General features: G+C 61.2%; 13 protein-coding genes. 11 read left to right on the top strand and 2 right to left on the bottom strand.

Annotated features, from left to right (window positions below; all coding sequences use genetic code 11):
• Window positions 1–131: 131 nt before the first annotated feature.
• A complete protein-coding gene (locus KQ304_RS05160) occupies window positions 132–638 on the top strand; it encodes a hypothetical protein (RefSeq protein WP_259736046.1) in 507 nt (168 codons plus the stop codon).
• The gene (locus tag KQ304_RS05155) at window positions 635–1633 is read left to right on the top strand and encodes a hypothetical protein (protein WP_259736045.1); all 999 of its coding nucleotides are present in this window, start codon (window positions 635–637) and stop codon (window positions 1631–1633) included. The genes KQ304_RS05160 and KQ304_RS05155 overlap by 4 nt, the downstream gene beginning before the upstream one ends.
• Here the strand turns inward: KQ304_RS05155 and KQ304_RS05150 are convergent.
• Together KQ304_RS05150 and KQ304_RS05145 are read right to left on the bottom strand one after the other, a co-directional pair.
• Window positions 1609–3294 (bottom strand): SulP family inorganic anion transporter, encoded by a 1686-nt coding sequence (locus tag KQ304_RS05150; protein WP_399228485.1) that lies wholly within the window; start codon window positions 3292–3294, stop codon window positions 1609–1611. The two genes, KQ304_RS05155 and KQ304_RS05150, sit on opposite strands and share 25 nt — an antisense overlap.
• Window positions 3295–3666: 372 nt before the next feature.
• Complete coding sequence (locus KQ304_RS05145; RefSeq protein WP_259736043.1) at window positions 3667–3879, bottom strand: hypothetical protein; 213 nt, start codon at window positions 3877–3879, stop codon at window positions 3667–3669.
• A gap of 202 nt (window positions 3880–4081) precedes the next feature.
• On the opposite strand from KQ304_RS05145, the gene KQ304_RS05140 reads away from it, so the two are divergent.
• The 9 genes from KQ304_RS05140 to KQ304_RS05100 all read left to right on the top strand — a co-directional run.
• Window positions 4082–6085, top strand: a complete 2004-nt coding sequence (locus KQ304_RS05140) for a class I SAM-dependent DNA methyltransferase (RefSeq protein ID WP_259736042.1) — start codon at window positions 4082–4084, stop codon at window positions 6083–6085.
• Entirely contained in the window at window positions 6082–6600 is a 519-nt protein-coding gene (locus tag KQ304_RS05135) for a Zeta toxin family protein (RefSeq protein ID WP_259736041.1), read from the top strand. The genes KQ304_RS05140 and KQ304_RS05135 overlap by 4 nt, the downstream gene beginning before the upstream one ends.
• Window positions 6601–6780: 180 nt before the next feature.
• On the top strand, window positions 6781–6930 hold the full coding sequence (locus tag KQ304_RS05130; RefSeq protein WP_259736040.1) for a hypothetical protein: 150 nt from the start codon (window positions 6781–6783) through the stop codon (window positions 6928–6930).
• 51 nt (window positions 6931–6981) lie between these two features.
• A complete protein-coding gene (locus KQ304_RS05125) occupies window positions 6982–8322 on the top strand; it encodes a restriction endonuclease subunit S (RefSeq protein ID WP_259736039.1) in 1341 nt (446 codons plus the stop codon).
• Window positions 8323–8461: 139 nt separating this feature from the next.
• A complete protein-coding gene (locus KQ304_RS05120; protein WP_259736038.1) occupies window positions 8462–8707 on the top strand; it encodes an antitoxin in 246 nt (81 codons plus the stop codon).
• Window positions 8708–8728: 21 nt separating this feature from the next.
• Entirely contained in the window at window positions 8729–9973 is a 1245-nt protein-coding gene (locus KQ304_RS05115; RefSeq protein WP_259736037.1) for a Fic family protein, read from the top strand.
• Window positions 9973–13095, top strand: coding sequence for a type I restriction endonuclease subunit R (locus KQ304_RS05110; RefSeq protein ID WP_259736036.1), 3123 nt, complete (start codon window positions 9973–9975; stop codon window positions 13093–13095). The genes KQ304_RS05115 and KQ304_RS05110 overlap by 1 nt, the downstream gene beginning before the upstream one ends.
• Window positions 13096–13283: 188 nt before the next feature.
• Window positions 13284–13721: an ArdC family protein gene (locus tag KQ304_RS05105; protein ID WP_259736035.1), complete on the top strand. Its 438-nt coding sequence runs from the start codon at window positions 13284–13286 to the stop codon at window positions 13719–13721.
• 83 nt (window positions 13722–13804) lie between these two features.
• Window positions 13805–15049: IS1182 family transposase (locus tag KQ304_RS05100; protein ID WP_259736034.1), on the top strand; the 1245-nt coding region annotated here is incomplete at its 3' end.

The raw sequence follows: 15049 nt of genomic DNA, 5'->3' as shown, positions 1-15049 counted from the left end.
TCCGCTGTTTGTTGCGCAAGACAGACAACGATCAATGACCGATGGCATCAGTTGATAAAGCCAGCCCGAAGAGTCATGGGGCCAGCCGCGAAAGCCGCTGGTACGTTGATCGAAGAAGGTACTTCCGCTTCATGTCCTTACGTCAGCATTTTTCGCGTGGCCTGTTGCACGGCGGCATCGCCTTGGCAGCAGTCACCTCCACGCTGATCCTGAGCGCCGGCGCAGGCAAAAGCGAGGTGCTTTACACCCTCACCACCCAATGCAGCCTCAAGGGTGAACCCGCCAAAGCCTGCATTGTGGAAGCGGTCAATGAGGGCGAATCCACCCTCTACCGCCACAAGATCGCTGGCAACGTGATGACGGTCCGGGTGCGGGACCAACCCGTGCGCATGGATCTCTGGTCCAACGACTCCAAAACCTGGTCATCCCTGACGAGATCTGAAGCCCGCTTCTCCACCAACACGGTGTGCTTCAACGGCACCGATCTGTGTGTCGTCAACCCCAACTATCTCAACAGCGTCCGCCAAGACCGCGCCGCCCTGATGAAGGACCGCGATCACGTGATGGTCCACTTCGGCAGCGACGGCCGCATTGATGCCAGCTGCTACGACGACGGCTGCGATGTGGTGCGCAAATGAAAGGAATCACTGGATTCAGCCTGTTGCTCTCCGGCGTGCTCGCCTTCCCCGCAGGCGCAGCCCTGGCACTGGACACCCCTCTGACTGCCAATCAGCCAGCCAGTCAGCCAGCCACGAATCCTGAGCTGCTGGCCAGGGGCGGCGGCCGTGGCGGCGGTGGTGGCAGCCGGGGTGGCGGCAGCCGCAGCCGTGGGGGAAATGCCGGCAGCCGTGGCGGTGGCGGAAACCGTGCCCGAACCGGCATGGGAGGCAGTGGTGCCAGCTTGAACCGTGGCAACAGCCGTCCCAGCGGCGGCTGGAGCAACAAGGTGTCCTCACCCTCGGCGCGGCCGTCAATCCAGCGGCCCTCCGGCTCCAACATCAGTCGCCCTGGCAATCTCAACTCCAGCGGCACTCGCGATTTCAACCGAACTGGCAATCGCGACTTCAATCGCAATGGCAACCGCGATGGCAATCGCACAATCAATCGTGATGGCAACCGTGACGTGAATCGCAACGTCAATCGGGATGTGAATCGCAACGTCAACAGGAACGTCAACCGAAACGTGAACTGGAACACGAATCGGCGCGTCAACATCGGCTCTGTGAATGTGAATCCTGGCTGGGCACGCCCGGGCTGGGGCGTGGCGCGCCCGTGGAATCACGGCTGGTATGGCGGCTGGTCTACTCCCACCTGGGGATGGTGGGGAGCACGGGCGGCCACCTGGGGTGTGGCCACCCTGGCCACGGCGTCGATCATCAACAGTGCGGTCGACAACGCGGTCAGCAGCAACAACACCTACATCGTGGTGCCCAACACCGACTACCAGTTGCTCTTCGGCTCCGTGCAGCCCTCGGGTTCCCAGGGGGTCAACTTCGCCGTCACCGCCGATGGCAACACCTACCAGCTCTCGGCTGATTGCAACCGGGGCCTGCTGGATGGCCGCGAACCCAGCAGCTCCTCCGAAGCGGAACTGCTCAATGCCGCCTGTCAGGTGGCCTTCGGCACCGTCTGAGCCTCCACGGCATGACCCAGGGCCTGGTGAAGGTCGAGCCCGGTGTGATCATCGGGCAGCAGCTGGAACAGCCTGAGCTGCTCCAGCCGTTTGCGCGTGGTGCCGGCGGCCCCCACCACATAGACACTTCGTCCCACCTCAAGGGCCTCTTCCACTGCATTCTCGATCGCCAGGGCGGCAGTGATCCCAAGGTGGTAGACGCCGGAGAGATCAAAGATCACCGCGTCACAATCAGCGATAGCGTTGTGTTCTCGGCTGATGGTCTTGGCCACACCGAAGATCATCGCGCCATTGAGCTGAAACAGCAGCACCCGTCCACCGGCCTGATCGAGCAGGCGCTTGTCCTGATCACTGAGGGCGAGGGCATCGTCAGCTGTGCTCACAGCCTTCACCGCACCGGTCTGCATCCGGCTCATCTTGTCGATGGTGAGGATGTTGGCGATGAAGATGCCGACACCCACGGCCACCATCAGATCCACCAGTACCGTCAGCGCTATCACCACGTAGGTGATGAACGCCCCTTTGATTGACAGCTGCGGGACCCGCACCAGGAAGCCCCAGTCGACGATATCGAGACCGACCTTGAAGACGATCGCCGCCAGCACCGCCAGGGGGATCCGCGAAGCCAGGCCTGATCCCGCCAGGATCATCAGAGCCAGAATCAGAGCCCTGAGCAGGCCCGAAAGCCCCGTGCGGCCGCCGGCCTGGATGTTCACCACCGTGGCGGTGGTGGCGCCTGAACCGGGCAGCGCACCACAGAGACCGGCCACGATGTTGGCCAGACCCTGACCCACCAGTTCCTTGTCGGATTGGTGCTCGGTCCGGGTGAGGCTGTCGGAGACCAGGCAGGTGAGCAGGCAGTCGATCGAACCGAGCATGCCCAGCAGGGCGGCATTGATCACCACCAGTTGCAGCACATCCGGGCCCAGGGCAGGCAGGGTGAGCTGAGGAAGGCCACTGGGAATCTCACCGATACGGCGCAGATCCACCCCCTGAAAGAACACCAGCGAGAGAATCGTGCCCACGATCAGCGCAAACAAGGGCACCGGAATCAGCCGCTTGATCCGCTCCGGCGTGAACCAGAGCACCGCAAGGGTGAACAGGGCCAGCACCGTTTCCAGCGGCTGGATCCCCTGCAGCAGTTGCGGCAACGCCTGCAGCGTGCCCATCACCCCACCCGGAGGCGGCGCCTGGCCCAGCAGTGGACCGATCTGCAGCACGATCAGGATCGTGCCGATGCCGCTCATGAACCCCGAGATCACCGTGTAGGGCATCTGGGTGATGTAGCGACCCAGGCGCAGCACCCCGTAGAGGATCTGGAACACCCCGGAGAGCATCACCACGGTGAAGGCGATGGCCAGGGCCTGGGCGGGCGAGTCGGCCTTGGTGGTGAGGGTGGCCAGCACCGCCGTGAACACCACGGTCATCGGACCAGTGGGCTCGGAGATCAGCGCTGGCGTGCCCCCGAACAGCGCCGTGACCAGGCCGATGATCGCCGCTGACCACAGACCGGCCGCTGCGCCGGCACCGGAGGCGACACCGAAGGCCAGAGCCATCGGCAGGGCGATCACAGCCGCAGTGAGGCCACCGAAGAAGTCGCCACGGATGTTATGGCGCCCGATGTAGTTGAAGATGCGCCCACTTCGACCGGGGCGAACCACTGGAGCAGAAGAAACCATACAGAACCTGATAATCAGTGGCAGAGAGTGGATCAGCAAAAGCTCAAGAGCCAGATCGGAATGGCTTACGGTGTCGCCTTGAAGCAAGCATCCCTGAACTAGTTCTCCAGACCTATTTCTCGCTTCTCAGCTCCTGCTGGAGGTGATCAGATGAATTTTCATGATGAAGACATCTCGCGAAGTTCTGCCTATCACCCTAAACCATCGCCGCCTCAGCCAATCATCCACTCAGCCGTCGCGGTTGCTCTGGCGAGACAGGCAGGGGCAGCCAACTCCTGCGCAACATTGTTCGTTGAAGCAGAAATCAACGCTCGCTCAACTGAGCTTCTGATCCCAATCGTTCAAAACTCCGGATCAGAAGGGATCTGGATCAGAGAGAGTGGCCTCAATCCGCTCCGCCAGCTGCAGGCAGGCGTCCATCTCAGCCCAGAGCAACGGCCGGCGCTGGGCCTCCACGCCATAGGAACGCCCGTGCAGCTCCCGGCCCATGTAGCGCAGGGCATCGCGGATCCGGCGCCAGTCGTCGGCTGTGCACTCGGGTGACGCGCAGGGGAGCTCGTCAGCCATGGGACCGATGACGCCAAGGGCTCAGCCATTCGATCACGTCCAGAGGCCCGTCGCGCGGCCTCCATCGTCCATGCCAGCCATCGGCTCGCTGCAGTGCCCAGACAGGAACGGCCTGGAGCCGAGGGAATCAGTCTTTGCGCGCAGGCCTCCTAGGCCCTGAGACAGGCAGACTTCCCCGATCGAATACCGGTCTTTTCCATTGATGGCTGATCAGGTGCAGCAGGACGATTTCCTCGGAGCACTTGAGGCCATGCAGGGCTCAGCGGGCAACGGCAAGCTGCGCGAATTGCTCGGCTGGGATGAGCCCACCTATGACGCCGTGAAGGCCTCCCTGGTCGAGAAGGGCAGTGTGGTTCCTGGGCGAGGACGGGGAGGCTCGGTGGCACTGGCCAGCGCAGAGGCGAATGGCAGCACAGCTCCAGTTGCCAAAGCGATCCCGTCGGCTCCCCTCGGCCCCCAGCCCACCGGCAAGCAGAACCTCTCGGCCTTCATCTGGTCGGTGGCCGACCTGCTGCGGGGCGACTACAAGCAGAGCGACTACGGCAAGGTGATCCTGCCGTTCACGGTGCTCAGGCGGCTCGATGGCGTGCTGGAGCCCAGCAAGGCGGCTGTGCTGGAGGAGAAGACGCTGCGGGAGGGCCAGGGCCTGGACCCTGAACCGTTCCTGATGCGCACGGCCGGGCAGAACTTCTGCAACACCTCAGCGCTGGACATGAAGCGACTGATGGGCGACCAGGACAACATCGGCGAGAACCTGCGCGCCTACATCCAGGCGTTCACCCCGGCGGTGCGGGAGATCTTCGAGAGCTTTGAGTTCCACCTGCAGCTGGACCGGCTGGAGAAGGCAGGGCTGCTGTATCTGGTGGCCGAGAAGTTCGCCCAGATCGATCTCCACCCGGGCAAGGTGAGCAATGCCGAGATGGGGCTGGTGTTCGAGGAGCTGATACGCAAGTTCGCGGAACTCTCCAACGAGACCGCCGGGGAGCACTTCACCCCACGGGAGGTGATCCGGCTGATGGTGAACCTGATCTTCATCGAAGACGACGACGCCCTCACCCAGCCCGGCATCGTGCGCAGCCTTTACGACCCCGCCGCTGGCACCGGCGGGATGCTGAGTGTGGCCGAGGAGCACCTCACGGGCCACAACCCCACAGCGCGCCTGGTGCTCTCCGGCCAGGAGCTGAACCCCGAGAGCTACGCCATCTGCAAGGCCGACATGCTGATCAAGGGGCAGGACATCAACAAGATCCGCTTCGGCAACACGCTCTCTGACGACCAGCTGCCGGAGGCGAAAGCCGACTACATGCTCTCCAATCCGCCCTTCGGGGTGGAATGGAAAAAGATCCAGAAGGAGATCCAGCGGGAAGCGGAGCTGATGGGCTACAGCGGCGGCTTTGGGCCGGGGCTGCCCAGGGTGAGCGATGGCTCCCTGCTGTTCCTGCTGCACCTGATCAGCAAGATGCGGCCTGCCATCGATGGCGGCAGCCGCTTCGGCATCGTGCTCAACGGTTCACCGCTGTTCACCGGTGGGGCGGGCTCCGGCGAAAGCGAGATTCGCCGCTATGTGCTGGAGAACGATCTGGTGGAGGCGATCATCGCCCTGCCCACCGACATGTTCTACAACACAGGAATCAGCACCTACATCTGGATCCTCACCAACCGCAAGCTCAAGGCCCGCAAGGGCAAGCTGCAGCTGATTGATGCGAGTGGCTACTGGCAGAAGATGCGCAAGAGCCTGGGCAGCAAGCGCAAGGAACTGAGCCCGGAGCACATCGAGCAAATCACCCAGCTGTTCGGCTCGTTTGAGGAGGCGGAGAAGGATGGCAAGCCGATCAGCAAGATCTTCCCCAATGAAGCCTTCGGGTACCGCACCATCACGGTGGAGCGGCCTCAGCGAGATGAGGCCGGCAAGGTGGTGCTGGGTCAGCGGGGCAAGGCGAAGGGCAAGCCCCAGGCGGACAGCAGCCTGAGGGATACCGAGAACGTGCCGCTCAGCGAAGACGTGGAGACCTATTTCGCGCGGGAGGTGCTGCCCCATGTGCCGGACGCCTGGATTGATCACGACAAGACCAAGGTGGGATACGAGATCCCCTTCAACCGGCACTTCTACGTGTTCACCCCACCCAGGCCCCTGGATGTGATCGACGCTGAGCTGAAGCAGGTGACGGATCGGATTCTGGAGATGATTGGGGGACTTTCGCATTGAAGCCCCGGGTCATCATCATCGCCGGGCCCAATGGTGCTGGAAAAACAACTTTTGCCCGCGAGTACCTGCCGCTGGAGATCGGGATCACCACCTTCATCAATGCTGATCTGATTGCGGCTGGTCTGTCTCCCTTTGCTCCTGAGCTGGTGGCCCGTAGGGCAGGGCGGTTGATGCTGGAAGAAATCGATCGCAGTGCAGCAGGACGCGCGAGCTTTGCATTTGAAACAACATTGGCTGGCATGGGATATGTGCAGCGCATTAGGGCCTGGCAAACCCAGTGCTATTCCGTGAAGCTCATTTTTCTGTCTCTACCCACGGTGGAGCAGGCCGTGACCCGTGTGCGGTTACGGGTACGCCAAGGGGGGCACGCCATCCCAGCGGAGGTGATCGCCCGCCGCTTCAAGGCAGGCCACCACAATCTGGAATCCCTCTACAAGCCACTGGTGGATGAATGGCAGATGATTGATAATGGTGGTGCTGTTCCGCAGCTTCTCTGTGAGGGAGGTCGGCCATGACTGCTGGATTCCAGAGCCAACGCCATGACGCTGACCTCGAGCGCGTCTCCGCAGCGCTGCTTCGTGCCGGGCAGCGTGCCCGAGAACTGGCCCGTCAGACGGGAACAGGAATTGCTGTGACGATCAGCGGTGAACTACTGGTGCTGACGCAGCAACAGCTGGAGCTTGAGCACCCAAGCCATGAGCCAGAAGCTCCGCTACAACCATGAGGCAGGCAAAGTTCCATCCTTGCTTGATGCCAACCATCCGGAGATGCCGGATGGTTCAAACCAGTGCAAGCGGCGATCAGTTGATGAACGATGCCAAGAGCAGGAAGAGATACGAGGCTGAGCTTAAGCCGGCGACGGATCGGATCCTGGAGATGATCGAGGGGCTGACGGCGTGAGCTTTCCGAGGTATCCAGTTTACAAGGACAGTGGGGTGGAGTGGCTGGGTGAGATGCCGGAGCAATGGGAAATGATTCAGCTGAAGCGTATAGGAAGCATCCGCTATGGAATAGGTGAGCCGCCAGAATATGTCGATGAAGGGACTAGGCTCATTCGGGCCACCAATGTTCGCGCGGGCAATCTTTCTGATGCAGGAATGGTCTATGTGAATCCTGCAGATATTCCGCCTCAGAGAATTCTATGGCTTGAAGGGGGAGACATAGTCATTGTCAGAAGCAGCGCTTACACCGGCGACTCAGCAATCATTCCATTGGGCTACGGGCCGTGTATCGCTGGGTTTGACATGGTCCTCAAGATTCATGCCTCCCGTCCAAATTACGTGCAATATGCACTCCTTGGCGCCTATGTAAAAGATTATCAGATCGAGCTGAAGCGGATGCGAGCCGCTCAACCACATTTAAATGCCGAAGAGCTGGGCGGATGTCTTTTTTTAATGCCACCCCCTACGGAACAATCTGCCATCGTCAACTTCCTCGACCACGAAACAGCCAAGATCGATGCCCTGATCGCCGAGCAGCAGCGGCTGATCGAGCTGCTGCAGGAGAAGCGGCAGGCCGTCATCTCCCATGCCGTCACCAAGGGGCTGAATTCTGATGCTCCGATGAAGGATTCAGGGGTTGAGTGGCTGGGGGAGGTGCCGGCGCATTGGGAGGTGGCCGCCCTGAACTACCGCTATGAAGTTCTGCTGGGGAAGATGCTCGACGACAAGCAGATCTCAGGCGATCATCTTCAGCCTTACTTGCGTAACACTGACGTTCAGTGGGACAAAATCAATGTCGAAGACTTGCCTGCAATGGACTTCGAAGAATCCGAGTATGACCGTTATGGGCTTAAGCCTGGAGACCTGCTGGTATGCGAGGGAGGGGAAGTTGGCAGATCTGCCATCTGGATTGGTAAACTTGAAATGTGCTTTTATCAAAAGGCGTTGCACCGATTGAGGCCGCGCAGCCAGTTCAGGGATCACCCTCGATTTCAGTATCTTCTTATGAGAATGGCAACTGCGACTGACATATTCTCATCAGCCTCTGGCAAAGCTACTATTGCCCACTTGACTGCCGAATCCCTGCGAAAGCACAGATTCGCATACCCACCTCTAGACGAGCAGGTGAAGATAGCCAAGTTTCTTGATAAGATGACATCCAGGCTCCAGTTGCTGATAGAGGCTGCTACGACTGCAATTTCCCTACTCCAAGAACGCCGCTCCGCCCTCATCTCCGCCGCCGTAACCGGCCAGATGGATGTGCGTGGTTTTGCACCCGAGGCGGTCGCCACATGACCATGGCCACCACCCATCAAATGATCCTTATCATTCTCCCTGGAAATGAGCCAAGGAGCGCCCTCAAGACACAGCTCTCCAATCTCTTTCAGCCGCTCTCGACTGGGACAGCCCTATGGCATCAACGAGGTCAAGCATCATGGCGTTGACGAAGCTCTTTCTCAGCAACGGAAGCCAGGCGGTGCGCATCCCCGCCCACCTGCGCCTGCCCGAATCGGTGAAGGAGGTGGAGATGCGCGCCTGCGGCCAGGAGCTGATCATTGCCCCGCTGGGCTGCAGTTGGGACAGCTTTTTCCTCACAGGCCCCACCGCACCCGACGACGTCCTGGCCGATCGGGAGTTCGAGCGGTTGGAGGGTCTGCCGCACGAGCACTGGTGGGCATGAGCCTTCACCACGAGAGCCATTTTGGGGGCGATCCTCAAGGCCATCCCGCTGGGCACTCTGGGCAAGTTTGAAGCCATGGCCAGCGCCGACAAGCCTATGATGTGTTCACGAAATGGCACTTCTGTCGACATTTCCACTGAACGTGTCGAAGCCGGGGCCACCATGAAGCCATTGCCCCCTCAAGCCAACCTTGAGACTCTGCCAATTCTCAAGACTCTCAACAATGCCAACCGCGCCCTTGCCGAGCTGAAAGGGCGTGCGGCAATCATTCCCAATCAAGGAATCTTGATTGATACTCTTGTGCTCCAGGAAGCGAAAGCCAGCTCCGAAGTGGAGAACATCGTTACCACGCAAGACGAACTGTTTCAGCAAGATCTATTTCCCTTGGGCCCCGATTCCCACGCCGCCAAGGAGGTTGCCTTGTATCGAGATGCCCTCAAGCTGGGCTTTGAGTGCATTCAAGACTCTCAGGGAGTGATCAGAAACAGCACATTGATTGCCATGTATCAGCTGCTGAAAGGCCGTGTTGATGGCTTCAGAGCAGCTCCAGGAACTGAGTTGCGCCACGATTTGACGGGAGAGCTGGTGTATCTTCCGCCCCAAGATCCTGAGGCCATCATTGCCCTGATGGCAGATCTCGAAAGCTTTATCAACGACGACACGCGGAGCGACCTCGATCCATTGATCAAGATGGCCCTCATCCATCACCAGTTTGAAAGCATCCACCCGTTTCCCGATGGCAATGGCCGGATTGGACGCATCCTCAATGTGCTTTATCTGACGCGGTCTGGGCTGCTTGAGATTCCCATTCTCTATCTCAGTAGATTCATCATCGCCAACAAATCCGAGTACTACAGGCGGCTTCAGGATGTTCGCGATTCGGGGAACTGGGCGGATTGGGTTCTTTATGTGCTGAGGGGCGTAGAGGTTACGGCGCAGTCCACCCTCGCCCTTGTCGATGGAATCAGGATCCAGATGCAGTCGATGAAGCAGCGCATGAGATCAGAGTTGCCTAAGCTCTACACGCAGGATCTGCTCAATAACCTGTTCCGCCACCCCTATACGAGAATTGAATACGTCTGCAAGGATCTTGGCATCAAACGGCAGACTGCAGCCAAGTATCTCGATTTGCTGTGCCAGCATGGCTTCGTTGCCAAGCATCAGCAGGGTCGCAATAATTACTACATCAATGAAGAACTTGTGGGATTGTTCTTGCAGGACGCCAGTTCCAGCACTTCTCTTTTGAAGAACGAGAGTTCAAGGTGATGCCACTCCATCACGAGATCCGCTTCGAAACCGAGATCTGCGATCACCTCGGCAGCCACGGCTGGCTCTATTCCGAGGGTGATGCGGCGCACTACCACCGCAAACTCGCCCTCTACCCCCCAGACCTGATCGCCTGGGTGCAGCAGACCCAGCCCGACGCCTGGGAGACGCTGCAGAAAAACCACGGCTCCAAGGCCCAAGACACCCTGCTGCAGCGGGTGCGCAGCCAGCTGGATCTGATCGGCAGCCTTGATGTGCTCCGCAATGGCGTGGAACTGCTGGGCCTGAGCAAAGCCCTCAAGTTGGCGGAGTTCAAGCCCGCCCTGGGCCTCAACCCCGAGATCCTGGCCCGCTACCAGGCCAACCGGCTGCGAGTGGTGCGGCAGGTGCGCTACTCGCTCCACAACGAGAACTGCCTCGACCTGGTGCTGTTCCTCAATGGCCTGCCGGTGGCCACGGTTGAACTCAAGACCGACAACACCCAGTCGATCGAAGACGCGATCTACCAGTACAAGCAAGACCGCAACCCCAAGCCACCGGGCCTCACGCCTGAGCCGCTGCTCAGCTTCCCCAGCGGTGCCCTGGTCCACTTCGCCGTGAGCAATCGCGAGGTGCGCATGACCACCAGGCTCTCGGGCTTCGGCACGGTGTTCCTGCCGTTCAACCGCGGCTCAGACCCTGGCGGCAAGAACTGCGGTGCCGGCAATCCCCTCAGTGATGGCCACCGCACCGCCTACCTCTGGGAGGAGGTGTGGGAGCGCCAGAGCTGGCTGGAGATCCTCGGCCGCTACTGCATCGCCGAGCGCAACAAGAAGAAGCAGATCTCCCGGATCCTCTTCCCCCGCTACCACCAGCTGGTTGTCACCCGCCTGCTGCAGGAGGTGGTGCTGGCCGAAGGTCCCGGCCAGAAGTACCTGGTGCAGCACTCCGCCGGCTCCGGCAAGACCAACTCGATCGCCTGGACCGCTCACTTCTTCTCCGAACTGCACAACGCCAGCAACCAGAAGCTGTTCGATTCGGTGCTGGTGGTGAGCGACCGCAACGTGATCGACACCCAGCTGCAGGAGGCGTTGGAATCGTTCCAGCGCAAGAAGGGGGTTGTTGCCTCCGTCACCAGTGACGAAGGCAGCAAGAGCACCCAGCTCGCCGAAGCCCTCAGCGGCGACAAAAAGGTGGTGGTCTGCACGATTCAGACCTTCCCCCATGCCCTGCAGGCCGTGCGCGACCTGGCCGCTACCGGCGGCAAACGCTTTGCCGTGATCGCCGATGAGGCCCACAGCTCCCAGAGCGGAGAAGCCGCCACCAAGCTCAAGCAGCTGCTCTCCGCCGCAGAAGTGGCCGATCTGGAAGACGGCGGTGAGATCTCCATCGACGACGTGCTGGCCGCCCAGATGGCCGCTCGGACCAAGGAGAGCGGCATCACCTACGTGGCCTTCACCGCCACCCCCAAGGCCAAAACCTTGGAGCTGTTCGGAAGGCGCCCCAACCCCAGCGAGCCCGCGCAAGAGGGCAACCTGCCGGAGCCGTTCCACGTGTATTCCATGCGGCAAGCCATTGAGGAGGGTTTCATCCTCGACGTGCTGCAGAACTACACCAGCTACAAGCTCGCCTTCCAGCTGGCCCAGCAGGGGCAGGTCATCTCCAACGAGGAGGTGGAGCGCAGCGCGGCCCTCAAGAAGCTGATGGGCTGGGTCAAGCTTCACCCCCACAACATCGCCCAGAAGGTGGCGATCATCGTGGAGCACTTCCGCCAGTTCGTCTGGCCGCTGCTCGATGGCCAGGGGAAGGCCATGGTGGTGGTGGGCAGCCGCAAGGAAGCCGTGCGCTGGAAGTTGGCGATCGACAAGTACATCAGCGAGAAGGGCTACCCCCTCGGCACCCTGGTGGCCTTCAGCGGTGAGGTGAATGATCCCGAGAGCGGCCCCGCTGGCTTCAGCGAACGCAGCCAGAGCCTCAATCCCGGGCTCAAGAGTGACATCCGCGAAGCCTTCAAGGGCGACGACTACCAAATCCTGTTGGTGGCCAACAAGTTCCAGACCGGTTTCGATCAGCCCCTGCTCTGCGGCCTTTACATCGACCGGCGCCTGGCGGGCCTGCAAGCGGTGCAGACCCTCTCCCGCCTCAACCGCTGCCACCCCGGCAAGGACACCACCTTCGTGGTCGACTTCGTCAACGACCCCAACGACATCCTGGAGGCGTTCAAGACGTACTACGCCACCGCCGAGCTGGCCTCAGCGACTGATCCGAACCTGATCCTCGATCTCAAGACCAAGCTCGACGCCCAGGGGCATTACGACGAGTTCGAGATCGAGCGAGTGGTGAAGGTGCTGCTCAATCCCGCCAGCCTGCAGAGCCAGCTGCAGGGCGCTCTTGAACCCGTGGCCCAGCGGCTGATGAATGCCTACAGAGAGGCGCGCCTGGCCTACAGGCAAGCCGAAGAGATCAACGCTGCCGATGACCTCAAGGCCGCCAAAGATGAACTGGCCGCCCTGACCCTGTTCCGCAGCGACATGGGCACCTACGTGCGCTTCTACACCTTCCTCTCCCAGATCTTCGACTACGCCAACACCGGCCTGGAGAAACGGGCGCTGTTCTACAAGGGGCTGCAGCGGCTACTGGAGTTCGAGCGGGAGGTGAACACGGTGGATCTCTCCCAGGTGGTGCTCACCCACCACCACCTGCGCCATCTCGGCGAGAAGACGCTCGATCTCCAGCAGGGCAAAGCCGTGCCCATCCCCGGCCTTGCCCCCGGCGGCGGGTCGGTGCAAGACAAGCAGAAGGCCCTGCTCTCGGAGATCATCGCCACGCTCAATGACCTGTTCACCGGTGATCTGAGCGATGACGACAAGATCATCTATGTGGGCACCGTGATTCGCGGCAAGCTGCTGGAATCGGAAACCCTGCGGCAGCAGGCGGCCAGCAACAGCAAGGAGCAGTTCGCCAGTTCACCCGATCTGGCGAAAGCACAGACGGACGCCATCATCGATGCCCTCGGCGCTCACCAGACCATGAGCACCCAGGCGCTCAACAACCCTGACCTGCAACAGCGAATGCTGGCGTTGCTGCTGGGCAGCTTCGGGCTCTGGGAAGGCCTCAGGGACAAGGGCACAGTGAAGACCTGAAGGAGATCTTCAACAAAGGCCCTCAGGCGCAACTGATCCCTGCTCCAGAAGGCGACCACGCTGACTGGATCGAAGCGGCGTGATCAGCCACTGAGGCGTGACACCCAGGGAACTTCTTCAGAGCCGAGGCCTTTGGCCAGCCCTTGCTGCTGGCCGCGCTGGTGCTTCGGGTCCTGCACTGCTGCCCGATGGGTGTCCCAAAAGCCTCAACCCGCGCTCGTTCCACCTCCAGGTTCAGATCCGGGCGTTCTGTTCAGGCCTCGCCAGCCGAGAAGCTGGTGGAGTGCCTGATCCAGCTTCTTGAAGCAGGCAGCACACCCTGGAGGCGTGAATGGGCTGCCAGTGGCGGCGGTCACCACATCAACCTGCTCTCCGGTCATCGTTACCGAGGCGCCAACCCGATCCTGCTCACCCTGGGGATGCACCTGCGGGGTTCGGCATTGCCCTACTGGTGCGGGTTTGCTGAGGCCAAGGCTCTGGGGATCTTCCCTGGCAAGGGCAGCCAGGGGATCCGGATTCTCAGGCCCCAGGTCAATCGCTCGGATGCAGAGGCCGGGGGCTCGGACACGCCGGGCTCCTCGGATGCAGTAATTGAATCCGGCGGCCTAGGAGGCTGTTGCGCATAGATCAGCGCGCACCTTCTCCACAGACGGCCACGCATCTGCCCAAAAGCTAGTGACAGCAATGGCTTTGGCCGAGACCATGGGTCATGAGCAAGCCCAAGACCTTTCGCCCCTGGCTGCCTGAGCAGGCCTGGCTGCTGCCGCCCTCGCCGATCGACTGGCTGCCCAAGGATCATCTGGTGTTCTTTCTGCTGGATCTGATCGACCAGCTGGATCTCGATCCCATCCTCCGGCTCTACCGCCAGAAGGACGCCCGCGGCAAGAAAGCCTACGACCCCAGGATGATGGTTGTGCTGCTTCTGTACGCCTACTGCGTCGGGATGCCGTCGTCACGAAAGATCGAGAGGGCCTGCTACGAGGACCTGCCCTTCCGGGTACTGAGCGGGAACCAGCAACCGGACCACACACGGATCAGTGAATTCCGCCGGCGGCACCTGGAGCGGCTGGAGGATCTGTTTGTGCAGGTGCTCAGGCTCTGCCAGAAGTCCGGCTTGGTGCAGATGGGCCATGTGGCCCTGGACGGCACCAAGGTGGAAGCCAACGCCAGCATTCACAAGGCCATGAGCCACGAGCGCATGGAGAAGAGCGAGCAGCAGCTCAGGCAGGAGATGCGGGCCCTGCTGAGGAAGGCCGAGATCATCGACGCCCAGGAGGACGGCCGCTACGGCAAGGGCAAGCGGGGCAGTGAACTGCCGGAGGAGCTGCAGCGCCGGGAAAGCCGGCTGAAAAAGATCCGCCAGGCCAAGGCTGAGCTGGAGGCAGAAGCTGCTGCAGCCCAGGCCCGGCGGCGCCAGAAGCAGGCTGATGCTGCCGCTACGGAGGCCGAGCAAGGCGACGACGACAGCAAAGAAAAGCTCAGCAGCCGGGCGCAGCAGAAGCAGCAACGCGCCGATACCGCACGAGCTCTGGCACTGCAGAAGCTCCAGGAGACCGGCATCGATCCGGAAACGGTGGGTCTGGGGGAGGCTGAACCGATGGCCATGCCCACCCGGGGCCTGCCGAGCAACGCCCAGGGCAAGCCGAGCCCCAAAGCCCAGCGCAACTTCACTGATCCAGGCAGCCACGTGATGAAGTGCGGCAATGGCTACATCCAGGGCTACAACGCCCAGGCCGCAGTGGACAGCAAGCACCAGGTGATCGTGGCGATCGGGGTGAGCAACCAGGCTCCAGATGTCGAGCACCTCGTCCCCATGCTGGAGCGCACCATCGCCAGCACCGGCACCCTGCCGGTGAAGTTCATTGCGGATGCGGGTTACTGGAGCGAGGCCAACGCCAAGGCCTGCAGCGATCGGGGCGTCGATGCCTACATCTCCACCGGGCGCCAGAAGCAT

It is taken from the genome of Synechococcus sp. CS-1329 (assembly GCF_025128055.1).
GTDB lineage: Bacteria > Cyanobacteriota > Cyanobacteriia > PCC-6307 > Cyanobiaceae > Regnicoccus_A.
The sequence above is the reverse complement of the archived record's forward strand: the minus strand, read 5'-3'. Positions and strand labels throughout refer to the sequence as shown.

Bases quoted from the DNA above. Each gene is read 5' to 3' on its own strand.
- KQ304_RS05110 (WP_259736036.1), top strand. From the start codon at position 9,973: ATGCCACTCCATCACGAGATCCGCTTCGAAACCGAGATCTGCGATCAC.
- KQ304_RS05145 (WP_259736043.1), bottom strand. From the start codon at position 3,879: ATGGCTGACGAGCTCCCCTGCGCGTCACCCGAGTGCACAGCCGACGAC.
- KQ304_RS05130 (WP_259736040.1), top strand. From the start codon at position 6,781: ATGAGCCAGAAGCTCCGCTACAACCATGAGGCAGGCAAAGTTCCATCC.
- KQ304_RS05105 (WP_259736035.1), top strand. From the start codon at position 13,284: ATGGGTGTCCCAAAAGCCTCAACCCGCGCTCGTTCCACCTCCAGGTTC.
- KQ304_RS05160 (WP_259736046.1), top strand. From the start codon at position 132: ATGTCCTTACGTCAGCATTTTTCGCGTGGCCTGTTGCACGGCGGCATC.
- KQ304_RS05140 (WP_259736042.1), top strand. From the start codon at position 4,082: ATGGCTGATCAGGTGCAGCAGGACGATTTCCTCGGAGCACTTGAGGCC.
- KQ304_RS05120 (WP_259736038.1), top strand. From the start codon at position 8,462: ATGGCGTTGACGAAGCTCTTTCTCAGCAACGGAAGCCAGGCGGTGCGC.
- KQ304_RS05155 (WP_259736045.1), top strand. From the start codon at position 635: ATGAAAGGAATCACTGGATTCAGCCTGTTGCTCTCCGGCGTGCTCGCC.